A 23,475-nucleotide genomic window follows, 5' to 3' on the forward strand; every position below is an offset into this window, starting at 1 on the left:
CCGGGGAACCGGGGCCCGCCTCAGCCGCTCGCCCGGTCCGTGGTCTCGTGCAGGGCGGCGCGCAGCCGGTCGCGGGCGCCGACCAGATGTGCGCGCAGGGTGGTGAGGGCGAGCTCGCGATCGCCCCGGCGGGCGGCGTCCAGCAGCGTGGCGTGGTCCTCGGCGGGGGCGTGCAGATCGACGTCCTGGGCGTTGGTGATATCGAGGACGACCGCGAACGTGGGCCGGTACTGCTCCCAGACCGCGATCAGCCGCCGATGCCCGGACAGCTCGTAGAACCGCGAGTGGAAGTCCAGATCGGCCTCGGTGAACAGCCGGGCGTCCGACCGCTCGGCGGCCCGCCGCATACGCTCCACACAGGACCGGGAGTGGGCCCAGTCGCCGTCGCTCGCCTTGTCCATGGCCAGGGTCAGGGCCAGGCTCTCCAGGGAGTCGCGCAGGGTGTAGAGCTCTTCGACGTCCTCGGCGCCCAGGCCGGTGACGTACACGCCGCGCCGCTGGGAGGCGACCAGCCCCTCCGCCTCCAGCCGGCGCAGCGCGTCCCGCACCGGGCCGCGGCTGACGTCGAAGCGCTCGGCGAGCTGGCCCTCGACCAGGTGGGTACCGGGTCGCAGCCGACCGCTGATGACCTGGACCCGCAGCTCGTGGGCGACGCGCTCGCCCAGAGAGTCCTCCCGCTTGATCGCAAGGTTCTCCACCTCGGGCACCTCTCGCTCGCTCCCCAGCCTGTTCGGTCAACGGTTGACGGGCGATCATTATCGCGGACGGCGGCCGTGCCCTCGCCGCGGGCGCCGGGAGCGGGAACACGCGACCCTGAAGAGGGGACCGGGAGCCGGCGGAGGGAAAGGCAGGGCACGCGATGGAACCCGTGGAGGCGCTGGACCGGATCGCGTTCCTCCTGGAGCGCGCCCAGGCCCCGACGTACCGTGTACGCGCCTTCCGTACCGCCGCCGAGGTGGTGTCGCGGCTGCCCGCCGAGGAGGTGGCGCGGCGGGCGGCCACCGGCGCGCTGCGGTCGCTCAAAGGAATCGGACCTACGACCTTCCAGGTGGTCCGGGAGGCGCTGGCCGGAGAGGTGCCCGGCTATCTGGCGAAGCTGGAGGAGGAGTACCAGGGCACAGGGGCGGCCGAGCGGCCGGGGGCCGCGCTGCGGGTGGCCCTGCGCGGCGACTGCCATCTGCATTCGGACTGGTCGGACGGGGGCTCGCCGATCGATCTCATGGCCCGTACCGCGGCCCGCCTCGGCCACGACTGGGCCGTGCTCACGGACCACTCGCCCCGGCTGACCGTGGCCCGCGGGCTGTCCGCGGACCGGCTGCGCGAACAGCTGGAGGTGATCGCGGAGCTGAACGGGCGACTCGCGCCGTTCCGGCTGCTCACCGGCATCGAGGTCGACGTCCTCCTCGACGGCTCCCTGGACCAGGAGCCGGAGCTGCTGGACCGGCTCGACGTGGTGGTGGCCTCGGTCCACTCGAAGCTGCGTATGGACCCCCGCCCCATGACCCGCCGGATGGTCGCGGCGATCAGCAATCCGCTGGTCGATGTGTTGGGGCACTGCACCGGGCGGCTGCTCGACGGGCGCCGCCCGGAGTCGCGGTTCGACGCCGACGAGGTGTTCGGCGCCTGCGCCGCCGCGGGCACCGCCGTGGAGATCAACTGCCGCCCGGAGCGGCTGGACCCGCCGCGCCGACTGCTGCGCCAGGCCGTCCAGGCAGGCGTCTTCTTCTCGATCGACACCGATGCGCACGCCCCGGGCCAGCTCGACTGGCAGATCGACGGATGCGCCCGGGCCGAGGAGTGCGGCGTCCCCCAGGAGCGGGTCGTCAACACCTGGACGGCCGGTCAGCTGCTGACCTGGACCCGTACCCGTCGGCCCCCGAGCCGGGGGCGCTCAGCCCATCACCGCTTATCCGTTCACCGCTCAGCCCTTCACCGCTCAGCCCTTCACCGCGCCCGAGGTCAGCCCCTGGACGATATGGCGGCTGGCGAAGGCGAACAGCACCATGGTCGGCACGATGGTGAGCACGGCCGCAGCGGACATCGAACCCCAGTCGATGTTGAAGCTGGAGATAAAGCCGTTCAGCGCCGTGGGGATGGTCTTGTTGGCGTCGCTGTTCATGAGGGTGACCGACAGGAAGAGCTCGTTCCAGCAGTTCACGAAGTTGAAGATGAACGCGGCCACGATGCCCGGCTTCATCACCGGCAGCAGCACCCGGAAGAGCGCCCCGAAGCGCGAACATCCGTCGATCATGGCCGCTTCCTCCAGCGCGTCCGGGACGTTCTCGAAGAACCCGCGGAGCATCACGGTGCTGAACGGAATACACACCGCGATATAGACGAGGATCAGCCCGAGCCGGTTGTCGACCAGGTTCAGCTGGGTCATCATCGTGTACAGCGGGCCGAGCGCGATGAAGGACGGAATCATCTGCGTGACCAGGGCGGCCATCAGCAGCGCCGTCTTGGTGCGGAATTCGAACCGCGCCAGCACATAGGCCGAGAGCACGGAGATTGCCGTCGCCACCGTGCCCGCGACCGTCGCGACGAGCAGGCTGTTGGTGAGGTAGTCACCGAATTGGGCCTTGCTGAACAGCCCGCTGTAGTTCTCGAAGGAGAAGTCCTTGGGCCAGTAGGCGAGCGGGAAGGCGAAGATGTCGCCGGGCGCCTTGAACGAGGTGATGGTGATCCAGTACAGCGGGAAGACCGTGATGACCAGCCAGATCGTCAGAAACGTGATCCGGGTCGCGCGTCCCGCGAAGGACTCCTTGCGTATCAAGACCTCGCTCCCTTCTTCTCGCGGGTGGCCATGAGGTAGAAGACGGAGAACACGAGGAGCAGCGCGACGACGATGAGCCCGAGCGCCGAGGCCTTTCCGTAGTCCCCTTGCTGGGTGATGGTGATCATCCAGGTGGTCACGATATGAGTCTCGTTGGACGGTCCGCCGCCGGTCATCCCGAAGATGATGTCGGGGAAGTTGAAGATCCAGATGACCCGGAGCAGCACGGTCAGTGCCAAGGTGGCGCGGATATACGGAATGGTGACCTGGAACAGCGTGCGGACCTTGCCCGCGCCGTCGAGTTCGGCCGCCTCGTACAGTTCGTCGGGGATGGACTGCAGCGCCGCCAGGATCATGATGGCGAAGAAGGTGACGCCGTACCAGACATTGGCGATGATGACGGCGGTCATGGCCGTTTTGGGCTCAGCCAGCCATGGAATCGGCTCGTCGATCAGCCCCACCTTTGACAGCAGGTCGTTGACGACGCCGAATTCGCTGTTGAACATCCAGCGGAAGAGAATGCCGATGAGAAATCCGGAGATGGCCCACGGGAAGAAGATCAGCGCCTGGTAGAGGCCCCGGAAGCGGAAGCGCCGGCGCAGCCACAGGGCGATCGCGAAGCCGATCACCAGCTGGGGGACGAGCGAGGCGACCACCCAGATCAGGGTGTTGTCGAGCACGGTGTAGAACACCGGGTCGTTGAAGATCGTCTGGAAGTTCTTGAACCCCACCCATGAGATGTCGGTGAGGTCGTTGAGGTTCCAGTTGCGGAACGCCATCTGACTGCCCGAGATCATCGGGTAGTAGATGAAGACCGCGACGAAGAGGGCGGCCGGAGCCATGAACCCGGCGATGCCCAGGCCCCGGCGGACGGTGAACACCGGTTTACGGGAGCGCGGGTCCGTCGTCTTGAGGGGCGCGGGCCGGGCGCCCCGCCGGGTGGGGCGCCCCGCCTGCTTGGAAGTCGACAGGCTCACGTCTGGCTCTTCCACTTCTTCGTCCAGTACGTGTCCCAGCCGGCCAGCAGCTCCTCGGGCGTCATCTTGCCCAGCAGCATCTTCTGCACCTCGGCGTCGGACTTCTGGACCCACTCGGTCCACCAGGACGCATCACGCGGCTGGGTGACGGTGAGGTAGGTGTCCGGGTTCTCGGTCATCGTCACATAGCTCGCCCAGGGCCCGGTCCGGTAGAAGGAGTCCTCGCCCGCGCCCTTGAGGATCGGCACCAGGCTGTTCTCCTTGGTGAAGGTGGTCGAGGCATCGCCCTGCGAAAGGAACTCGATCAGCTTGATGGCCTCCGCCTTGTGCTTGCTGCCGGCGGCTATGCCCCAGCCCGCGCTCGCCACCGGCTGGATGGCCTTACCGCTGGGGCCGGCCAGCAAGGGGGCCGTGGTCCACTGGCTCTCCTTGATCGACTTCGACTGGCGCACCGTGGCGATGACCTCGGGGTCCTGGAGCAGGAATGCCGTGGAGCCGTTGGAGAAGCCTTCCACCATCTCCGGGTAGCCCCAGGCGACGGACGAGGGCGGCGACGCCTTCTTGAACAGCTTGAGGTAGGTCTTCATGGCGTCGAGCGCCTCGGGCGCCGAGAAGATCGTCTTGCCGTTGGTGAGCTTGAACCCGTTCTCGCGGTCGATCTTGTCCGCGACGTACGCCTCGATGACGGCGACCGCGTTGCTGTTGGCGTTGGCCCCGCCCCGGAACGCATAGCCGTACTGGCGCTTGGAGGGGTTCTGGATCTTGCTCGCCTGGTTCAGCAGCTCGTCCCAGCTGGCCGGGGGCTGCTTGAAGCCCGCCTCCTTGATCAGGTCGGAGCGGTAGAACAGGCTCAGCCCGTAGAAGCCGTAGGGGATGTAGTACGTCCGGCCCTTGGCGTCCTTTGAGTACTTGACGGCGTTGTCGGTGAGGTCCTTCCAGCCGGACCAGCCCTTGAGGTCCTTGCTCATGTCGTAGAGCCAGCCGTTGGTCCCCCACGGCCCGGCGGTGATGTCCCGCACCTCGAGCGCGTCGACGCCGCTGCCGGACTGCAGCATCTGCTGGATCTTCTGATCCGCCTGGTCGGTCGGCGGCGAGATGAGATCGACCTTGATCTTCGGATTCTTCTTCTCGAAGTCCGCGATGAGCTTCTTCAGGACCGCGGTGCGGCTGGGGTTGGTCAGGCTCTCCACCATCTTGAGGTGCACGGAGCCGTCGCTCACCCCGGAGGTGCAGCCCGTCATGGCCGTCATGACCGTGGCGGCGGCCAGGCCGAGGGCGATGACTGCCTTCCTTCTTCTCATCCCTGTCCTCATTCTGTGGAGTTCCGTGGTATTTCCGTGGGAGTTCCGCGGGCGTCGATATGCGCCACGGGTGACGTGGCGGGTCGTGAAGGTGTGTCGTGTGTGTCGCGCGTGGTTTACGGGGCGACGCCCGGTGTGCGGGCCCATTCGGCGAGCTGCGGGACACAGCGCTCGGCGAAGTACTCGAAGTCGGTCGCGGTGTTGTACACATGGGTCGACAGCCGGAAGTAACCGACGCCGCCGAAGCTGGTGAAGGCAGCTTCCACAGCCAGCTCGCGCGCCACCCGGTCGCGTAGCGCGTCGGCCTCCAGGCGGGTGGTGCCCAGCCCCGCCGGCAGCCGCACCAGGCGCATGGCGCCCACCGGCATGCCGACGTCCACGGCCGCGCTCTCGCCCATGACCGCGGCGAAGGCCTCGCCGATGACGCGCTCGGCGTAGTCGGCCAGCTCGCTCATGTACGTACGGGCGCGCTCCCAGCCCCAGGTGGCCTCGATGAAGTCCGTCGCGGCCGACGCCGCCAGATAGCTGGTGGCGTCCACCGTCCCCTGGGTGTCGAACCGGTCGGGGAAGGGATCGGCGGCGCCCCAGGAGTCGATCAGCGGATACAGCTCCTCACGCAGCGGACCCCGGGCGACCAGGGCCGCGGTCCCGCGCGGCGCGCAGCCGAACTTGTGCAGATTGCCGATCCAGAAGTCGCAGTCGAGCCCCGCCATCGGATCGGCGAGCAGACCGGGCACATGCGCCCCGTCCACCATCAGCGGAATGCCCCGGTCCTTGGCCACCGCGGCGATCCGTTCCACCGGCATCCGACGGGCGGTCGCCGAGGTGATGTGGTCCAGCACGATCAGCCCGGTGGCCTCGCTCAGCTCGGCCACCAAGGCCGCGTAGGCCTGCTCCTCATCGGCGTCGAGCGGTACATGCGCGGTACGGATCGTGGCGCCCCGGCGCCGGGCCAGCCGCTCTGCCCCCATGGTCACCGCCCCGTACCCGTGGTCGGTCACCAGGATCTCGGCGCCGGGCCGCAGCGGCACATTCGCGTAGACGACGCTCGCCCCGCCGCTCGCGTTCGGCACCAGCGCCAGATCCTCGGGCGCGACGCGCAGAAACCCGGCCACGGCGGTCCGGGCGGCCGCGACCTTGCCCGGAAGCGTCGCGAACCACAGCACGGGTGACCGGTCCATCTCCTCGCGCAGCCGCTGCTGCTCGTGCTGCGCCACCACCGGAACCGCCCCGAAGGAGCCGTGGTTGAGATGGCGCTCCCCAGGGTGCAGGGACCACGCCTCCGCGGCGGGGCGGCCGTCGGCGAGGAGCAGGGGGCGCGGCGCTGTGCTGACGTCGGTCTCGCTCACGTGACTGGACATCTCCCGGAAATCGGGCCGACACATCAGACGCTTATCGGCGACAGGTCTGATGACTTGGCTGGTGGCTTGGCCCGGGATCCTGGCACGGCAGCAAGGATGAAGGCAATAGGTGTACGTCCCCGATAAGTCATCTGATGACTTGCCGCTGGCTCGGGGGAGAGATCTGATGACTCGATAGGGTGAGAACCTGAGCCACGGCGCCGTTCGCCGAGCCACAGGGCCGTCGCTCCACGGGGACGAGCCACGGGGAAGGGAAGCGATGTCCGCAGTCGACAAGGCATTTCATGGCCTACGGCATATGATCGCCACCGGCCGGCTGGTCGCCGGGCAACGCATTCCGCCCGAGAACGAGCTGTGCGACGAGCTGGGGGTCTCCCGGGGATCCCTCCGCGAGGCGGTGCGTATGCTGGCCGCCCTGGGCGTCATCGAGCCGCGCCACGGCTCGGGGACGTACGTCTCCCAGCTGCGCCCGGAGGACATCGTCGGCAGCCTCTCGCTGACCGTCGACCTGCTGCCCCTTGAGGGGCTGCTGGAGATGTTCGAGATCCGGCGGGTCCTGGAGTCGCACGCCGCGGCGCAGGCGGCCGCGCGGATGACACCCGAGACGATGGCCACGCTCTTCGAGCACATCGAGGCCATGGAGGCCACCGAGGATCCGACCGAGGTGTCCGAGCTCGACCACCGCTTCCACGCCGAGATCGCCCGGGTGGGCGGCAACCCCACGCTCGGCTCGCTGCTCGGGGTGTTCCGCGCGCGCTCCCGCGCTTATCAGGTGTTCACGCTGCCCGAGGGGCCCGGCATCAAGCGCGCCAGCGACGAGGACCACCGGGCGATCGCGGGAGCCATCGCCCGGCGCGACCCGGCGGCCGCCGGAAACGCAGCCGCGGCGCATGTCGCCCACACCGAGAAGTGGCTGCATGCGTTTCTGCCCGGTCGGCCCGATCCGGCCAACACCGAAGGCTCGGACGCGTAGCCGGTTGCACACCGCCCTAGGGCCTGTCGTCAAAGGGGGTGCCCTGCTCTCGATGCCGCAGTGACATCAGCCTCCCCCAGCTACCGCTGGGAGGTGCCCCCTGCGCCAGACGCCGCCCGCGGCCGGACGCCCCCTTTGACGACAGACCCTAGCCGCGCCGCTGACCAGGCATCGAGGGACGAATCGCCCTGCCGTGTAACAACTCCGTCTCGGAAATGCCATGCGGTCGAATGAGCAGGCTTTACTGGTCAGCCGTAGCGAGGACATGTCATACGGGAGACTCGAGCGAGATGGGCCGACACAGCCGCCCCACCCCTGCGCAGCAGGCGCGCGCCAACACGATCAAGGCTGCCGCCGCCCTGGGGGTGGCGGGCACCATCGCCTTCGGTCTCCACTCGTCGGTCGGTGGCGACAAGGCCGTGCAGGCGCGCTCCGACGTCAGCTCCCAGCCGGCCGGGACGCCCGACCCCACGGACCCCGCCGACCCCGCCGGCTCCGACCGGCCGAGCGGTGCGCACCGGTCCACCGACACCGACCGGCCCAGCGACGGGGGCCTCGCCCCCAGCGCCTCCGCCAAGCCGAAGCTCGTACAGGACGGCGGCGGCAGCTCCTCCCGTGACGACACCTCACGGACCCGCGAGCCGTCACACACCCCGGCGACCAGCGCCCCGACGACCGCGCCCACGAGCGACCCCGGTTCCACGGCGCCCTCGACCTCCAAGCCGGACACCGCGAAGCCGTCCTCGCCCAGCCAGGACCCCGCCACCGACCCGGCCACCTCCGGCGACGAGTCCGACGACCAGCAGTCCGGCGGACAGCAGGACACAGGCACCGGGAAGGACGAGGACCACGGGCTGGTGGGCGGTGTGATCGACGGTGTCGGAGACACGGTCGGCGGCGTGCTCGGCGGCCTCCTCGGCGGCTGAGTGTCCCCCGGGGCGCTCCAAGGGGCGGCCCAAGGGACAGTCCACGGGGCGGCCCACGAGATCGCGCGGGCATGGTGCAAATCCGGACAAATATGAAAATATGAGGTAACCGGGTCTGTGAGGGATGTCCGCGTGCACGACAGGACCAGCCGGACGGATTACGAGAGCATACGGCTCGACCGCACGGGTCAGGCCGAGGCTTTCGATGCCATCGGCGACCGCTACGACGAGGCCTTCCCGTACAAGGAAGGGCAGCTCGCCGCGGGACGGTGGCTGATCGACACCCTGCCGGCCGGCTCCCGGGTGCTCGACCTCGGCTGCGGCACCGGCCTGCCGACCGCCCGCCAGCTGGTGGACGCCGGATTCGAGGTGGTCGGCGTCGACCTCTCGTACGGAATGGTGGAGCTCGCGCGGCGCTATGTCCCCGAGGCCACGTTCCACCGGATGGACATCGCCGATCTACGGCCGGACGGCCCCCGGGACCTCGGCCGCTTCGACGCGGTCACGGCCTTCTTCTCCCTGCTGATGCTTCCCCGCGACGAGATCCCGCTCGCCCTGCGGACCGTACGCCACGTCCTGGTGCCCGGCGGTCTGTTCGCCCTGTCGATGGTGGAGGCCGACGTGGACGACTTCTCGATCCCGTTCCTCCACAGCACCATCCGGGTGTCCGGCTATCTCCGGGAGGACCTGCACGCGGTCGTCAAGGCAGCCGGATTCGAGATCGCCCAGGAGACCTCGTACACCTACGCCCCGGAGGCATCGGACGTGCCGCCGGAGGAGCAGATCTTCCTCACCTGTAGGAGGTCCGACTGAGGGCGGCGCCTCATGCGGCCGCCGCGACCCGCACCCACGACCCCGACCGAACCGACAAGCCCATGGCTCACCGCATCCCCTGTGAAGGCCCTGACCGGCCCGCCACCGGGGCCGAGCGGCCGACCGCTCCCCCCGGTCGGGTGGAGCGCGCCGCGCCCACGGACCGCGGGCGGCCGGCCGGCGGCGGCCCGGCGGCGCCCGCCCGGGACGAGGCGGTGCACGGGGCCGGGGCGCACACCGAGCGGCTGCGCTACCTCGACGAGGCGACCCGCCGGATCGCCCGCGGCATGGACCCGGAGGAGACCCTGTGCGAACTGTCCCGGGCCGTCACTCCCGCCTTCGCCGACGCGGCGTTCATCCATCTGTGCGATCCCCTGCCGGCCGGGGACGGGAAGCCCGGCGGGCCCGTGGCACTACGGCCGCACACCACCGGCCCCGGCCCCCGGGCCGCCCAGCCGTGCGCGCCCGCCGCACCCCCGGACCCAACCGACACACAGGACTCCGCGCCGGCCGCCGAACCGGCCCTGGTGTCGGATGCGGACCCCGGGCCCGAGTCCGCGCCGGTGACCGTCACCGGTCGGTTCGCCGAGGTGCTGCTGGCCGGGCGGCCGGTGTTCGGCGACGCACCGGGGATCGCCCCGACGGTGGGACGGCTGCTGTGCGGCACCGCGAGCGGCCACCGGCCCGTACCGTCGGCCCGGTGGCTGATCGTCGCCCCGCTGCGCGGCCGCCACCACGTCATCGGCGCCATCACGCTGCTGCGCGAGCCGGGCCGCCCCGCCTTCACCCCCGACGATCTGCTGGTCGCCTCCCAGCTCGCCACGCACGCCGCCCTCGGCATCGACAAGGCGGTGCGCTACGGACGCGAGGCGTCGGTCGCGGATGTGCTGCAGCGCGCCATGCTCCCCACCTCGCTGCCCGAGGCCACCGGCGTCCGTCTGGCCAGCCGCTATCTGCCCGCCTCGGAGACCGCCCGGGTCGGCGGCGACTGGTACGACGCCATCCCGCTGCCCGGCAACCGCGTCGCGCTGGTGATCGGCGACGTCATGGGCCACTCGATGACCTCCGCCGCGGTCATGGGCCAGCTGCGCACCACCGTGCAGACTCTCGCCGGGCTCGACCTGCCGCCCGAGGAGGTCCTGCACCACCTCGACGAACAGGCCCAGCGCCTGGGCAGCCAGCACATCGCCACCTGCCTCTACGCCATCTACGACCCCATCGCGCACCGGCTGCAAGTGGCCAACGCCGGCCACCCGCCCCCGCTGCTGCTGCACCCGGACGGCCGCGGGGAGGCGCTGCGGGTCCCGCCGGGGGCGCCGATCGGCGTCGGTGGCGTGGTCTTCGAATGCGTCGAGACCCACGCGCCCGCCGGAGCGACCCTGCTGCTGTACACCGACGGCCTGGTCGAGTCCCGCGAGACCGATGTGTGGACCGGGGTGGAGTCGCTGTGTGTCCGGCTGCGTGTCGCCGCGGCCCACGCCCGCGCCCCCATGCCGCCCGAGGACCTGTGCGATCTGGTCCTGGGCCCCCTCGACCCGAGAAACCAGGACGACGATGTGGCGCTGCTCGCCGCCTGCTTCGACGGCATCCCCTGGCACAACGTCGCCTACTGGTTCCTCGACCCCCAGCCGCAGACCCCGCGCCGGGCCCGTCGGCTGGCCCGCAGAACACTGCACCGCTGGAACCTCGACTCCTTGATCGAGTCCACCGAGTTCATGGTCGGCGAGGTGGTGACCAACGCGGTGCGCTACGCCACCCGTCCGCTGTCGCTGCGGCTGCTGCGTACAGACGTGCTCCGCTGCGAGGTGGGCGACGACTCGCCCCAGCTGCCCCGGATGCTCCACGCCCGGCTCGGCGACGAGGGCGGCCGCGGCCTGTTCCTGGTCAACCATCTGGCCGAGCGCTGGGGAGCGACGAGGCTGAGCACGGGCAAGGTGGTCTGGTTCGAGCAGCGCATCCCCGCCGATCAATAGAGCCGACCGATAAAACTCGCAAAGGTGATGTTTTATAGCATTGAGCATGAATCGGATCACTCTGTGAAGGGCTCCCATCTCGTAGGACTCGTAGGACTCGTAGGAGAGGAGTGCTGAGATGACCCGCGCAGTCGGGATCGACCTGGGGACGACGAACTCCGTGGTGTGTGTTCTGGAGGGTGGCGAGCCGACCGTCATCACCAACACCGAGGGCACCCGGACGACCCCTTCCGTGGTGGCCTTCGCCAAGAACGGCGAGGTGCTGGTGGGCGAGGTGGCCAAGCGTCAGGCGGTGACCAATGTGGAGCGCACCGCGCGGTCGGTCAAGCGCCACATGGGGGAGGCGCAGTGGCGCTTCCCGGCCACCGGCGAGGTGGACGGCAAGCGCTACACCGCGCAGGAGATCTCCGCGCGTGTGCTGCAGAAGCTCAAGCGCGACGCGGAGGGCTACCTCGGCGAGGACGTCACGGACGCGGTGGTCACCGTTCCGGCGTACTTCAACGACACCCAGCGCACCGCCACCAAGGAGGCGGGCGAGATCGCCGGCCTGAAGGTGCTGCGGATCATCAACGAGCCGACGGCCGCCGCCCTGGCGTATGGCCTGGACAAGGAGAACGACCAGACCATCCTGGTCTTCGACCTCGGCGGCGGCACCTTCGATGTCTCGCTGCTGGAGATCGGTGAAGGGGTCGTCGAGGTCAAGGCCACCAACGGCGACACCCACCTCGGCGGTGACGACTGGGACCAGCGGATCGTCGACCACCTCGTCACCCGGTTCAAGAGCGGGTACGGGGTCGATCTGGCCAAGGACAAGATGGCGCTCCAACGGCTGCGCGAGACGGCGGAGAAGGCGAAGATCGAGCTGTCCGCCGCGTCCGAGACCACCATCAACCTGCCCTACATCACGGCGTCCGACGAGGGCCCGCTGCACCTGGACGAGAAGCTGACCCGCGCCCAGTTCGAGCAGCTGACCGAGGATCTGCTGAACCGCTGCAAGGGGCCGTTCCACCAGGCGATCAAGGATGCCGGGATCGAGGTGTCCGGTATCGACCATGTGATCATGGTCGGCGGCTCGACCCGGATGCCTGCCGTGACCGGGCTGGTCAGGGAGTTGACCGGCAAGGACCCGCACCGGGGCGTCAACCCGGACGAGGTGGTCGCGGTCGGCGCCTCGCTCCAGGCCGGTGTCCTCAGGGGTGAGGTCAAGGACGTCCTGCTGCTGGACGTCACCCCGCTGTCCCTCGGTATCGAGACCAAGGGCGGCATCATGACCAAGCTGATCGAGCGCAACACGACCATTCCGACCAAGCGCTCGGAGATCTTCACCACGGCCGAGGACAACCAGCCGTCCGTGCAGATCCAGGTCTACCAGGGCGAGCGCGAGATCGCGGCGTACAACAAGAAGCTCGGCATGTTCGAGCTGACCGGCCTGCCGCCGGCCCCGCGCGGCGTGCCGCAGATCGAGGTCGCGTTCGACATCGACGCCAACGGCATCATGCATGTGTCGGCGAAGGACCTCGGCACCGGCAGGGAACAGCGGATGACCGTCACCGGCGGCTCCGCGCTGCCGAAGGACGACATCGACCGGATGATGCGCGAGGCCGAGCGGTACGCGGAGGAGGACCGCCGCAAGCGTGAGGCGGCCGAGACCCGCAACCAGGCCGAATCCCTTGTCTACAACACCGAGAAACTGCTCCGCGAGCAGGCGGACAAGGTGCCGCAGGACGTGCGGCAGGAGACCGAGACGGCCATCTCCGAGCTGAAGGAGACGCTGAAGGGCGAGGACTCCGGCCGGATCCGCGCGGCCACCGACAAGGCCGCCGCGGCCGCGCAGAAGATCGGCACGGCCATGTACGCCCGGGCCGGGGCCCAGGGCGAGACCGCCGGGCCGGCCAGTGGCGCGGGTGGCGACGGCGCGGGCTCGGAGCACGGGGCCGACGACGACGTCGTCGAGGCGGAGATCGTCGACGAGGACCGGCCCAAGGAGGACGGGTCCAAGGAGGACGGGGCCAAGGGGGACAGCGGATGAGCGACCCCCTGCCACCCCGGGACGGCGGCCCGGCGGGTCCGGCCGGCGGCTTATCGGACGGGAGCGGCCGGGTCGAGCCGGGCGGCGGTGCCCTGACGGCCGCCGTGGCGCTGACCGTGGCCACTGGTTCGATGGACGCCATCGCCTTTCTCGCGCTCGGCGAAGTGTTCACCAGCGTGATGACCGCGAACCTCTCGCTGCTCGGCATGTCGGCGGGGACCCGCGACCCCGCGCTCGCCGGCCACGCCGCCGTCGCGGTCGGCGGCTATGTCCTGGGCTCGCTGGTCAGCGGGCGGATCGTCAGGGGGCCCGACAAGAGGCGGCTGGCGCGCCGGGCGCTCGGTGTGGAAGTGCTCGCGCTCGGCGTGCTGTGGGCGCTGTGGGCCGCCGCCGACGGCCACCTCGACGGAGGGTGGCGGCAGGGGCTGCTGGCGCTGGCCGCCGTGGCCATGGGAGGGCAGAGCGCGTTGGTGCGTGCCGTCGCGCCGTCCGGGGTCTCCACCACGTACTTCACCGGCATGCTGACCAGTCTTTTGGCCGACCTCGTCGCCACCGGCCGGGTGCACGGGTCCAGCGTGGCGCTGCTGTCCGCCCTGGTCGCCGGGGCGGTCGGGGGAGGGGTTCTGCTGACCCTGGCGCCGTGGGCCGCGCCCGGGCTGCCGACCGGGCTGGTCGCCGCCGTCTGGCTGGGCTCCCTCGTGGGCCACGCGTGCGGAGAGCGGAGAGCCGGGGGAGTGGCGCGTCAGGGCTGAGTGTCGAGCTGGTCGGCCAGACAGGCCAGGTACAGGGCGAGCGTGGTGCGGTGGTCGCGCAGCGGGCGGCCGCTGATCTGCTCGATCTTGTTCATACGGTAGACGAGGGTGTTGCGGTGGATGTGCAGCGCCGAGGAGGCGCGGACCAAGTTGAAGCCGTTCTCGCACCAGGCCACCACGGTGTCCCGGAGCACCGGCCAGTCCGGCTGCTCGCGCAGGTCCGCGGCGGTGAGCGCCAGCAGCCGGGTGCGGGTGTGCTGGCCGGTGGCCGCGAGCAACTGGTGGGCGCGCAGATCGGAGACGAGGTGCACCGGTAACTCGGGCGCGACCCGGGACCCCAGGCGCAGTGCGTCGCACGCGTCCTGGTACGAGTCGTGCAGACCGCCGACCGAGGTGGCCGGCTCCCCGATCCCGACCCGGGCTTCGAGGCCGTGCTGGACACCCACGAGATCCGTCAGCCGCTGACAGGCCGTCATCACCCGGCTGGCCGACCGCTGTTCCGGCAGCCGGTGCAGCACCCCGATCCACCCCGGTGCCGCCCCCGCGACCACGTCCTGCGGATCGGCGAACACCTCCCGTACGGTGCGCAGCAGCTCCGAGCGGACCAGCGAGGTGTCCGGCACGGGTGGCCCGGCGCGGTGGCGGGCGCCGCTCGTCCCACCGGACGCGGACACCTCGACGACCACCGCGATCCGGCGCAGCCGCAGATCGAAGCCCACCTCGGCGGCGCGGAAGACGACGAAGTCCGGCTCGACGACCGCGGCGTCGTACGTGGCGACATCCGCCAGCAGATCCTCCAGCACCCGCTCCCTGACCACCCGTGAGCGCAGGACGGCCGATTCGCGCAGCAGTATCTCCGTCTGCCGCTTGACCACCAGACCGAAGCGCCGCACCTGGGCGGGCGTACCCGTGATGCCGACCGTGCCCACCGCGTGTCCGTCCATGACCAGCGGCAGTGTCACCCCGGCGCGCACCCCCTTGAGCTCCTGCGCCTGGGTGGCGGTGTGGATGGCGGCCTCCTGAGTGCGCATCACCTCCACGGAGGCCTCGTGGAAGGTGCCGATGCGGCTGCTGTCACCGCTGCCGATGACGACGCCCTCGCTGTCGGTGATGAGGACGTTCAAACCGATGACCGCGGAGGTGTCCCCGGCGATCTCCTGGGCGAGTGAGGGGCTGAGCACGAACTGGATCCTCCGGCCGGTGGGCTGGACGCACCGTACAGCGCCATGGCCCCGGTTCGCCACACATTCATACGGAGTGACCAATGGCCGTGCGGTTCCGCCTCTGTGACAGCTTCGCGGACGGGGCGCCGTCGGACACCACCCACTTTGGCCCGGTCATATGAAGCTCCATAAGATGCCGCGGTGATCATAAAGAAACGCCTGGCGACAGGCGCCTTCGGGCTGCTCGCGGCCGTGGTCTGCGGCGTGTTGTCCCCCGCCGCGGCCGTCGCCGACGACGAACGGGCCCGTGAGTCCCCCAAAGTCGAACTGGTCCTGGACGTCAGCGGCTCGATGCGCGCCCGCGATGTCGACGGCATGACCCGCATGGCCGCTGCCAAGCAGGCGTTCAACGAGGTGATCGACGCCGTGCCCGACGAGGTGCGGCTCGGCATACGCACCCTCGGCGCCACGTACCCCGGCCAGGACCGCAAGACCGGCTGCCTGGACAGCAAGCAGCTCTACCCCGTCGGCCGGGTGGACCGCACCGAGGCCAAGACCGCCGTCGCCACGCTGCGCCCGACCGGCTGGACGCCCATCGGACTCGCCCTGCGCGGCGCCTCCAAGGACCTCGCGGGCGGCGACGCCACCCGCCGGATCGTGCTCATCACCGACGGCGAGGACTCCTGCGGCCAGCCAGACCCGTGCGATGTGGCGCGGGAACTGGCCGCCCAGGGGACCCATCTGGTCGTCGACACGCTCGGGCTGACCCTGGACAGCAAGGTCCGGGACCAGCTCAGCTGCATCGCCGAGGCCACCGGTGGCACCTACACCGCGGTCCAGCACACCGACCAGCTGTCCACCCGCATCAAGCAGCTGGTACGGCGCGCCGCGGACACCCCGGTCCAGACCCCGACCGCGGTCGAGGGCGCCGAGGCGTGCGCCCAGGCCCCCGTTCTCGGCGCGGGCCTCTACAACGACCGGGAGGGCTTCGGCGAGCACCGCTGGTACCGGGTGAAGGTCGCCCCAGGCCAGGAGCTGCGGGCCTCGGCGACCGTGGGCGCCGACCGCGCCGTCGACCCGGACTACGGCGTGATGGTGCGGGCGGTGAACGAGCGCGGCCGCGAGCTGGTGCGCGGCAGCGAGGCGGGCAGTGGCCGCACCGATGTCCTCTCGAGCGGGCTGCGCTATCCGGTGGCCGAGGGCCGCGACGTGGAGGACAGTACGCCGCGCACGATCTGCCTCGAGGTGAGCCAGTCGTTCTCCGCGCCCGCCTCCGTCAAGCGCACCCCCGGCCTCCCCGTCGAACTGGCCGTGAACATCGTCGACGCCGGCGACCCGCCCGGTGACGTGGCCGCCTTCGGCCTCGGCCGCGGCTGGGTGCTGCTGGCCGTGCTCACCGTCACCGGGCTGCTGGTGGGCCTGGTGTGGGGCTGGCTGGCCCGTTGGCGCGTCACCGTCTGGAGGACCAACTGATGCGTGCCCTACGTACCGCGGGCGCCACGTTCGCACTCTGCGCCGCCCTGCTCGCCACCGCCCCCGTGGCGGCCGCCGACGCGTCCCCGAGCGCGAGTGCGGGCACGGACAACGGCGACGAACCCACCGAGGCGGGCACCGGCTTCCGGACCGCCACGGCGATCGAGCAGGGACAGACCGCCACCGCCTCGGCGTCGGTCGGCGACTACCTGTACTGGGTGTTCCCCGCGGCGGCCGGGCAGGTCCCCACCGTCAAGGCCACCGTCAAGCTCCCCGAGGCACAGACCCGGCACGGCAGGACCACCTGGCAGCTCGATGTCTACGACGGGCTGCGCCGCCGCCAGGCCTGCACCTCGGGCAGCCAGACCGCGACCGCGACCCAGCAGGACGCCTCCGTCGACCTCAGCTGCCGGCTGCGCCGAGTGCGGCCCTGGTCCGAGGCCTGGGCCAACGATCCGCTGCCGGGGTCGTATTACGTCCGTCTGACGGTCGTGAACCTGCCGGAACAGGACCTCGGACTGCCCTTCACCACCGAGATCACCGCCTCCACCCGGGACGTCGGCGGCAAGCACGCGGAGGGTGGCGAGCTCTCCCCGCTGACCCCGGCCGTGCGGGCCGGGGCGACCCAGGCACCGGATGCCGAGCCGAGCCCGGACGCGCCCGAGTCGTCCGCCGAGGACACCTCGTCGCACACCGCGGCCGAGCCGAACGGCGGCTGGGGGTCGGGCTGGTGGTCGGACCGCTGGGTGTGGACCGTGATCGGTGGCGCCCTGGGCGCGCTCGCGGGCGTGGGCGGCTACACGCTCACCCGCGGCCGCGGCTTCCGCCGCCCACCGGCGGCCGAGTGAGCAGCGCTGATTCGGCCACTGGCACGGACACTGTCACTGGTGAAACGCCCACTGGCTGAACGGCACGCACCGCCCCTCGCCCCGGCGAGCGGGCGGTGCGCGGGCGGTGCGCGCTGACCGGGCGCCGCCGTGAGCATACGTCGCCGTGAGCGCATGGGACGGGCATCAGTCGCGGATCCCGATCGTGATCGCCGCAAGGACGGCCGCGATCAGCAGCGTCACCACCCCGTAGATCACACGGTGGGAGCGCAGCCCGGGGATCACGGCGTCCACGGCGATCCGGCCCGGCCCGCTCAGCGCGAGCCCCGCCGCCCCCGCCCCGATGAGCAGGGGGAACCCAAAACCGGCGAAGAACCCCAACGGCCATACGACATTCACCGCGTTGGCCATCGTGCCCGCCACCGCGGCGCCCGCGAGCGGCGTGAGCAGGCCCACGGCCAGCCCCAGGCCGCCGAATGTCTCCGTGATTCCGGCCACCACCGCCATGAACTTGGGCGCGGGATAGCCGAACTTCTCAAAGGCCCGGCTCGTGTTCTCGATCCCCGGGCCGCCCCACCAGCCGAACAGATGCTGCGCGCCCCACGCGGCGACGGTCAACCCGACCGCCAGGCGTAGCACCAGCAGCCCCACGTCGTGGGCGACCAGCACATTGGGCAGGGACCGCGGTGAGGACGCGTGGTTTTGGGCAGGGGTGGGGTCGTAGGAAGACATGGCGCCCTCGTCTGGTCGAATGCGAAACTCAGATCACTCAGGCCACTCAGACCAAGCAGACAGGCGCACCGGATCCGGCAACGCGCTCAGTTCAAATATGCCCCCGATGGCGGAAGCCCTCAACTCGGAGGATGCCAGTGGCCGCGGCCCGTCAGGCGCCGTGTCCGTCAGTCGCCGTGGTCATAGACGGTGACCGGGATTCCGCTCGCCACCAACCGCTCGGATATCAGCGGCTCGATCCGCCCCCAGCGCCCACCGGCCAGCCCACACCCGATGCGCGGCATATGGACCGAGGCCCCCAGCTCGGCGGCCTTCGCCGCGACCTCGCCCAGCGCCGCGTCAATCGCCTCGTACCGCACCGGCACCCCCTTGCTGCCCGGGCGCATCCCGCGCTGGCCGACCATATTGGCCACCCACACATACCGGCTCACCTGCACGAACTGGACCGCACCCAGCCCGAAGTCATTGCGCGCCCGCTCGCGGTGCCAGCCCCGGTAAGCCGCCTCCGGCTCCGGCCAGCGCTGCGAGACGGCCAGCACAAAGCCCTTGCCCCAGCCGCCCAGGTCATTGCAGACATGGGCGATGATCTTCTTCCCTTTCCCCTGCGGCGCGGTGGCGTCCCCGCGCACATACTCGATCGCTGCCATAATCCGCAGCTTACGATCCGGCACCGACAGTCCCTTGTGAGAGCGGAGAAGATGACCACGCAGCCCCCCACCGCCGACGAGGAACTCATCCGGGCCGCGGCGCATGTCGCGCGTACGTACTGCCGGGGCGACGACCACACCATGGCCGCCGCCGCGCGCGCCGCCGACGGTCGCATCGTCACGGCGGTCAACGCATACCACTTCACCGGCGGCCCCTGCGCGGAGATGGTGGCCGTCGGGGCCGCGGCGGCCCAGGGCGCCTATGAGCTGGTCAGGATGGTGGCGGTCGGCGACCGGGAGCGCGAGGTGGTCCCGCCGTGCGGCCGCTGCCGCCAGTTCCTGTTCGACTACTTCCCCACGCTCGAAGTCATCGTCGGGACAGTGGACCACCCGCGCACCGTCCCCGTCGCCGAGCTGCTTCCCGTCGCCTACGTCTGGGCGGACCACCAGGGCGACGAGGAAGCCGGCGGCCCGGAATGAGCTGTGCTCACGGCGGTGAGATCACCAACCGGGACGGTACGGCTCGGCCAGCGGCAGTGGCTTCCGGCGGCAGGCGCAGTCCGTGGCGGCCCGGGGTGATCGAACCGAGCACGCTGGGGTGGCGGGCGCCGGTGCAGGCCGGCACCGTGCCGGCCAGCCCATGGGCGGTCAGAAAGCCGAGGACGGCGAAGGCGTACGCCTCCTTGGCCGCCGAGGGGAGCCCCAGTTCGCCCGAGGTGCGCAGCGGGACGTCCCCCAGCGCCCGGCGCAGGGCGGCCAGCAGCGTGGGGTTGCGGGTGCCGCCCCCCGAGGTGATCACCTCGCCGGCTCCGGCGGAGCGCACCGCGTCCGCCACGGTGGCGGCGGTGAGCTCGGTGACGGTGGCGACCACGTCCTCGGCGGGCACCGGGCCCAGGCCCGCGAGCGCGGCCTGGAGATAGGGCAGGTGGAAGAGCTCCTTCCCGGTCGTCTTGGGGGCGGGCCGCGCGTAGTACGGCTCGGCCAGCAGCCGGCCCAGCAGGGGGCCGTGCACCGTGCCGCGCGCCGCCATCGCGCCGTCCTCGTCGTAGTCGAGCCGACCGCCCGTCAGATGGCGCACCGCCGCGTCGATGAGCGCGTTGCCCGGCCCGGTGTCGTACGCGAGGGGTTCCCCGCCGCCGTCCGGCACCACGGTGACATTGGCGATGCCACCGAGGTTCAGCGCCACGCACCCGCCGGGCCGTCCGCGTAGCCACAGCATGTCGACGACGCTCACCAAGGGCGCCCCCTGTCCGCCCGCCGCGATATCGCGGCCGCGCAGATCGGAGACGACGGGGCGGCCGGTGGCCTCGGCGATCCACGCCGGCTGCCCCAGCTGCAGTGTGCCGTACGCCCGGCCGTCCGCCACCCAGTGGTAGACGGTCTGCCCATGCGAGCTGATGAGCTCGGCGCGCCCGTCGCACAGCTCCCGGTCGGCCCGGACGGCGAGGGCGGCGAACGCCTGGCCGATACGAGTGTCGAGCTCGCACACGGCCCCCATGGCCGTCGGCGCCGGTGGCAGCGCGGCGCTCAGCGCCTCGCGCAACTCCTCCTCGTACGGGGTGCTGACCATGCCCAGCGGGGTCAGCACCAGCCGGTCGCCGTCGAGGGTCAGATCGGCGGCCGCGGCGTCGATGGCGTCGTACGAGGTGCCCGACATCAGCCCGATCACCCGCATCGGCCGACCCCCCGCTCGTCACCCCGGCCGTCCCCGCGCCCGTCTTCCGCTCCGTCCGTCCGTGGTGTCCCGCCCTGCTCCGCCCGGTGGCCTTCGCGCAGCGGGCCGCGGTGGTCGTCCCCGCGCAGGGTGAGCAGCGCCAGAAGGCTGATGGCACAGGTCACCGTGGTGTAGTACGCGGGGATGTCCACCTCGCCTGTCCGCTCGATGGTCTTGGTGATGATGAGCCCGGCGCAGCCGGAGAACACGGCGTTCGACAGCGCGTACGCCAGGCCGAGCCCGGTGTAGCGGACCCGGGTCGGGAACATCTCGGCCAGCATGGCCGGACCGGGGCCGGCCATCAGCCCGACCGCGGCCCCGGCAGCGAACACCGCCACCCCCTTGACCAGGTTCGAACGGTCCGTCTCCTGCAACAGGTTCAGCAGCGGGATCGCCGAGACGGTCACCAACGCCGCCCCGGACAGCATCACCGGCCGTCTGCCGATCCGGTCGCTGAGCCACCCGGCCGGGATGATGGAGGCGGCGAAGCCCAGATTGGCCACCACGGTCGCGATCAGCGCCTGCCGGAAGCTGGCGCCCAATGTGCTCTGGAGATACGACGGCAGGACGACGAGGAAGGTGTAACCGGCCGCGGCCCAGCCCATGATGCGCCCGGCGCCCAGGACGATGGCCCGCGCCACCTCGGCCGCGGGCGGCGTCGGCAGTGGCGCCACCGCGCCACCGAACTGCCTATCGGTGCCCCCGGCGTCCCGGAAGGCGGGGGTCTCCTCGAGCCGCAGCCGCAGCCACAAAGCGCCCAGGCCCATCGGCAGCGTCAGTACGAAGGGCAGCCGCCAGCCCCAGTCGTTCAGCGCCTGCTCGCTCAACACCGTGGCCAGCAGCGCGGCCACCCCGGCCCCGCCCAGCAGGCCCAGCGCCACGGTGAAGGACTGCCACGCCCCGTACAGCCCGCGCCGCCCGTCGGGAGCGAACTCCGTCATGATCGAGACCGCGCCGCCGAACTCACCGCCAGCGGACAGACCCTGCAGCACCCTCAGAAAGGTGAGCAGCCACGGCGCGGCCGCGCCCACCGTGTCGTACGTGGGGAGCAGCCCGATCAGCGTGGTGGCCGCGGTCATCAGCAGCACCACGAGGATCAGGACGGGGCGGCGGCCGATCCGGTCCCCGAGGCGGCCGAAGACGGCTGCGCCGATCGGCCGGAAGAAGAAGGCGAGCGCGAAGGACGCATAGGTCTTGACCAGGCCCTCGAGGTCGTTTCCTCCTTCGGGGGTGAAGAAGTTCGCGGCGATGACCGTCGCGAAGTAGCCGTAGACGCCGAACTCGTACCACTCGATGAAGTTGCCCACCGACCCCGCCACCAGGGCGCGGCGCGTCGGGCGGACGGCCTCCCCGGTGGCCCGGGGCGGATCCGGTATGGATACGGTCACCTGTGTTCCCTCCAGCCGTCGCGGTCCTCGCACGGTCAGAAGCCGGTTTCCGTTCCTGATTCCCCGTTTCCCGGTTCTCCACCGGGGCGCCGTCGGTCACATCGCGCCCTGGCGCGGCCTCACTTCTGGGTTTCGCTCCGGTCGCCGGACCACTCGGTGTGGAAGACGCCCTCGCGGTCGGTGCGCAGGTAGGTGTGGGCGCCGAAGAAGTCCCGCAGCCCCTGGATGAGGGCGGCGGGCAGCCGGTCGGCGCGCAGTGCGTCGTAGTAGGCGAGCGCGGAGGAGAACCCGGGCGTGGGAATCCCCTGCTGGGCGGCGGTGGTCACCACGGCCCGCCATGCGTCCTGCGCCTCGCCGAGCTGACGGGCGAACCGCTCGTCGGCGAGCAGCGTGGGCAGCGCGGGGTCGGCCGCGTACGCGCTGCGGATCTCGTCCAGGAACCCGGCCCGGATGATGCAGCCGCCGCGCCAGATCTTGGCCACCGAGCCCAGGTCGATGTCCCAGCCGAACTGGTCGGCCGCGGCCTGGATCATGTTCCAGCCCTGGGCGTACGAGACGATCTTCGACGCGTACAGGGCCTGCTCGACCCGGTCGACCAGCCCGTCGGCGTCCGCCCCGGTCAGGGCGGGCCCCTGCGGCCCCGACAACTGCCGGGCGGCGGCGCGCAGCTCGGTGTGGCCGGACAGCGAGCGTGCGAAGACCGCCTCGGCGATACCGGGGACCGGCGCGCCCACGTCGAGCGCGATCTGCACGGTCCAGCGGCCGGTGCCCTTCTGCTCGGCGGCGTCGGCGACGATGTCGACGAACGGCTTGCCGGTCGCCTGGTCGGTGTGGGCGAGGACCTCGGCGGTGATCTCGATGAGGTAGGAGTTCAGCATGCCGGTGTTCCAGCGGCGGAAGATCTCCGCGAGCTGCGCGGGGGTCTGTCCCGCCGCACGCCGCAGCAGGTCGTACGCCTCGGCGATCAGCTGCATATCGGCGTACTCGATGCCGTTGTGCACCATCTTGACGAAGTGTCCGGCGCCGTCCGCGCCGATGTGGGTGCAGCACGGCTCGCCGTCGACATGTGCGCTGATCTTCTCCAGCATCGGCCCGAGCGCGGCATAAGCCTCCGCCGACCCGCCGGGCATGATGGAGGGCCCGTGCAGCGCGCCCTCCTCGCCGCCGGAGATGCCCGTCCCGACGAAGTGGATGCCGCGCTCGCGCAGCGCGGCCTCGCGGCGGCGGGTGTCCTGGAAGTGGGCGTTGCCGCCGTCGATGACGATGTCCCCGGGGTCAAGCAGCGGCACGAACTCGTCGATCACCGCGTCCGTCGGCTCACCCGCCTTCACCATCACCACCAGCCGCCGGGGCCGTTCCAGCGAGGCCACGAAGTCCGCGGGCTTCTCGGCCGGCACGAACGAGCCCTCGTGCCCGAACTCCTCGATCAGGGAGCGGGTGCGGGTGGGGGTGCGGTTGTGCACCGCGACGGTGTAGCCGTTCCGGGCGAAGTTGCGGGCGAGGTTGCTGCCCATGACGGCGAGCCCGGTGACTCCGATGGAGGCAGACGCTGACGAGGCTGACGCGGAGGGTGCCATTGCTGTTCCTCGATTCCTGGCGGGGGTCCGAGCGACATCGACGGTAGCCGGGCCGCCGGGTGTGCGCAGTGCGACA

At 71.0% G+C, this 23,475-nt stretch carries 20 protein-coding genes and 1 pseudogene; 10 read left to right on the plus strand and 11 right to left on the minus strand.

Features of this window, described 5'->3' with window-relative positions; all coding sequences use genetic code 11:
- Positions 1 to 20 precede the first annotated feature (20 nt).
- Entirely contained in the window at positions 21 to 698 is a 678-nt protein-coding gene (locus ACH4U7_RS01035) for a GntR family transcriptional regulator (protein WP_398525922.1), read from the minus strand.
- Positions 699 to 859: 161 nt separating this feature from the next.
- Between ACH4U7_RS01035 and ACH4U7_RS01040 the strand changes: the two are divergent.
- A pseudogene (locus ACH4U7_RS01040) lies at positions 860 to 1,885 on the plus strand (PHP domain-containing protein); the annotation flags it as partial.
- A 51-nt stretch (positions 1,886 to 1,936) separates the two neighbouring features.
- Here the strand turns inward: ACH4U7_RS01040 and ACH4U7_RS01045 are convergent.
- From ACH4U7_RS01045 to ACH4U7_RS01060, 4 genes are all read right to left on the minus strand, one after another.
- Entirely contained in the window at positions 1,937 to 2,773 is an 837-nt protein-coding gene (locus ACH4U7_RS01045) for a carbohydrate ABC transporter permease (protein WP_398525923.1), read from the minus strand.
- Positions 2,770 to 3,750 (minus strand): carbohydrate ABC transporter permease, encoded by a 981-nt coding sequence (locus tag ACH4U7_RS01050; protein ID WP_385616671.1) that lies wholly within the window; start codon positions 3,748 to 3,750, stop codon positions 2,770 to 2,772. The genes ACH4U7_RS01045 and ACH4U7_RS01050 overlap by 4 nt, the downstream gene beginning before the upstream one ends.
- The gene (locus tag ACH4U7_RS01055; RefSeq protein ID WP_398525924.1) at positions 3,747 to 5,051 is read right to left on the minus strand and encodes an ABC transporter substrate-binding protein; all 1,305 of its coding nucleotides are present in this window, start codon (positions 5,049 to 5,051) and stop codon (positions 3,747 to 3,749) included. The genes ACH4U7_RS01050 and ACH4U7_RS01055 overlap by 4 nt, the downstream gene beginning before the upstream one ends.
- A gap of 116 nt (positions 5,052 to 5,167) precedes the next feature.
- The gene (locus ACH4U7_RS01060; protein ID WP_398525925.1) at positions 5,168 to 6,400 is read right to left on the minus strand and encodes an aminotransferase class V-fold PLP-dependent enzyme; all 1,233 of its coding nucleotides are present in this window, start codon (positions 6,398 to 6,400) and stop codon (positions 5,168 to 5,170) included.
- A gap of 271 nt (positions 6,401 to 6,671) precedes the next feature.
- Here ACH4U7_RS01060 and ACH4U7_RS01065 point away from each other — a divergent pair, with 271 nt between their 5' ends.
- The 6 genes from ACH4U7_RS01065 to ACH4U7_RS01090 all read left to right on the plus strand — a co-directional run bounded on the left by ACH4U7_RS01065 (position 6,672) and on the right by ACH4U7_RS01090 (position 13,878).
- Positions 6,672 to 7,385 (plus strand): FadR/GntR family transcriptional regulator, encoded by a 714-nt coding sequence (locus ACH4U7_RS01065; protein ID WP_398525926.1) that lies wholly within the window; start codon positions 6,672 to 6,674, stop codon positions 7,383 to 7,385.
- Between the two features lie 290 nt (positions 7,386 to 7,675).
- Positions 7,676 to 8,311: an extensin gene (locus tag ACH4U7_RS01070; protein ID WP_398525927.1), complete on the plus strand. Its 636-nt coding sequence runs from the start codon at positions 7,676 to 7,678 to the stop codon at positions 8,309 to 8,311.
- Between the two features lie 132 nt (positions 8,312 to 8,443).
- Positions 8,444 to 9,124, plus strand: a complete 681-nt coding sequence (locus ACH4U7_RS01075; protein WP_398525928.1) for a class I SAM-dependent DNA methyltransferase — start codon at positions 8,444 to 8,446, stop codon at positions 9,122 to 9,124.
- A gap of 62 nt (positions 9,125 to 9,186) precedes the next feature.
- Positions 9,187 to 11,097: a SpoIIE family protein phosphatase gene (locus ACH4U7_RS01080; protein ID WP_398525929.1), complete on the plus strand. Its 1,911-nt coding sequence runs from the start codon at positions 9,187 to 9,189 to the stop codon at positions 11,095 to 11,097.
- 118 nt (positions 11,098 to 11,215) lie between these two features.
- On the plus strand, positions 11,216 to 13,126 hold the full coding sequence (dnaK, locus tag ACH4U7_RS01085; protein WP_398525930.1) for a molecular chaperone DnaK: 1,911 nt from the start codon (positions 11,216 to 11,218) through the stop codon (positions 13,124 to 13,126).
- Positions 13,123 to 13,878 carry a YoaK family protein gene (locus tag ACH4U7_RS01090; protein WP_398525931.1) on the plus strand — a complete coding sequence of 252 codons (756 nt, stop codon included), beginning with the start codon at positions 13,123 to 13,125 and terminating at the stop codon, positions 13,876 to 13,878. Before dnaK ends, ACH4U7_RS01090 begins: the two co-directional genes overlap by 4 nt.
- On the opposite strand, the gene ACH4U7_RS01095 is transcribed toward ACH4U7_RS01090, so the two are convergent.
- Entirely contained in the window at positions 13,869 to 15,059 is a 1,191-nt protein-coding gene (locus ACH4U7_RS01095) for a CdaR family transcriptional regulator (RefSeq protein ID WP_398525932.1), read from the minus strand. The two genes, ACH4U7_RS01090 and ACH4U7_RS01095, sit on opposite strands and share 10 nt — an antisense overlap.
- 183 nt (positions 15,060 to 15,242) lie before the next feature.
- Here ACH4U7_RS01095 and ACH4U7_RS01100 point away from each other — a divergent pair, with 183 nt between their 5' ends.
- Together ACH4U7_RS01100 and ACH4U7_RS01105 are read left to right on the plus strand one after the other, a co-directional pair.
- Complete coding sequence (locus tag ACH4U7_RS01100) at positions 15,243 to 16,514, plus strand: VWA domain-containing protein (RefSeq protein ID WP_398525933.1); 1,272 nt, start codon at positions 15,243 to 15,245, stop codon at positions 16,512 to 16,514.
- The gene (locus ACH4U7_RS01105; RefSeq protein ID WP_398525934.1) at positions 16,514 to 17,362 is read left to right on the plus strand and encodes a hypothetical protein; all 849 of its coding nucleotides are present in this window, start codon (positions 16,514 to 16,516) and stop codon (positions 17,360 to 17,362) included. Before ACH4U7_RS01100 ends, ACH4U7_RS01105 begins: the two co-directional genes overlap by 1 nt.
- Positions 17,363 to 17,527: 165 nt before the next feature.
- On the opposite strand, the gene ACH4U7_RS01110 is transcribed toward ACH4U7_RS01105, so the two are convergent.
- Together ACH4U7_RS01110 and ACH4U7_RS01115 are read right to left on the minus strand one after the other, a co-directional pair.
- The gene (locus ACH4U7_RS01110; RefSeq protein ID WP_398525935.1) at positions 17,528 to 18,073 is read right to left on the minus strand and encodes a DoxX family protein; all 546 of its coding nucleotides are present in this window, start codon (positions 18,071 to 18,073) and stop codon (positions 17,528 to 17,530) included.
- Between the two features lie 167 nt (positions 18,074 to 18,240).
- A complete protein-coding gene (locus ACH4U7_RS01115; RefSeq protein WP_398525936.1) occupies positions 18,241 to 18,720 on the minus strand; it encodes a macro domain-containing protein in 480 nt (159 codons plus the stop codon).
- A 51-nt stretch (positions 18,721 to 18,771) separates the two neighbouring features.
- Here ACH4U7_RS01115 and ACH4U7_RS01120 point away from each other — a divergent pair, with 51 nt between their 5' ends.
- Positions 18,772 to 19,200, plus strand: coding sequence for a cytidine deaminase (locus ACH4U7_RS01120; protein WP_398525937.1), 429 nt, complete (start codon positions 18,772 to 18,774; stop codon positions 19,198 to 19,200).
- A gap of 7 nt (positions 19,201 to 19,207) precedes the next feature.
- Here ACH4U7_RS01120 and ACH4U7_RS01125 read toward each other — a convergent pair whose 3' ends face one another.
- From ACH4U7_RS01125 to gndA, 3 genes are all read right to left on the minus strand, one after another.
- Positions 19,208 to 20,395, minus strand: a complete 1,188-nt coding sequence (locus tag ACH4U7_RS01125) for an anhydro-N-acetylmuramic acid kinase (protein ID WP_398525938.1) — start codon at positions 20,393 to 20,395, stop codon at positions 19,208 to 19,210.
- Positions 20,386 to 21,822 carry an MFS transporter gene (locus tag ACH4U7_RS01130; protein WP_398525939.1) on the minus strand — a complete coding sequence of 479 codons (1,437 nt, stop codon included), beginning with the start codon at positions 21,820 to 21,822 and terminating at the stop codon, positions 20,386 to 20,388. Before ACH4U7_RS01130 ends, ACH4U7_RS01125 begins: the two co-directional genes overlap by 10 nt.
- Positions 21,823 to 21,941: 119 nt before the next feature.
- The gene (gndA, locus tag ACH4U7_RS01135) at positions 21,942 to 23,399 is read right to left on the minus strand and encodes an NADP-dependent phosphogluconate dehydrogenase (protein ID WP_398525940.1); all 1,458 of its coding nucleotides are present in this window, start codon (positions 23,397 to 23,399) and stop codon (positions 21,942 to 21,944) included.
- Positions 23,400 to 23,475 lie beyond the last annotated feature (76 nt).

This window comes from Streptomyces sp. NPDC020845, assembly GCF_044334165.1.
Classification (GTDB): Bacteria; Actinomycetota; Actinomycetes; order Streptomycetales; family Streptomycetaceae; genus Streptomyces.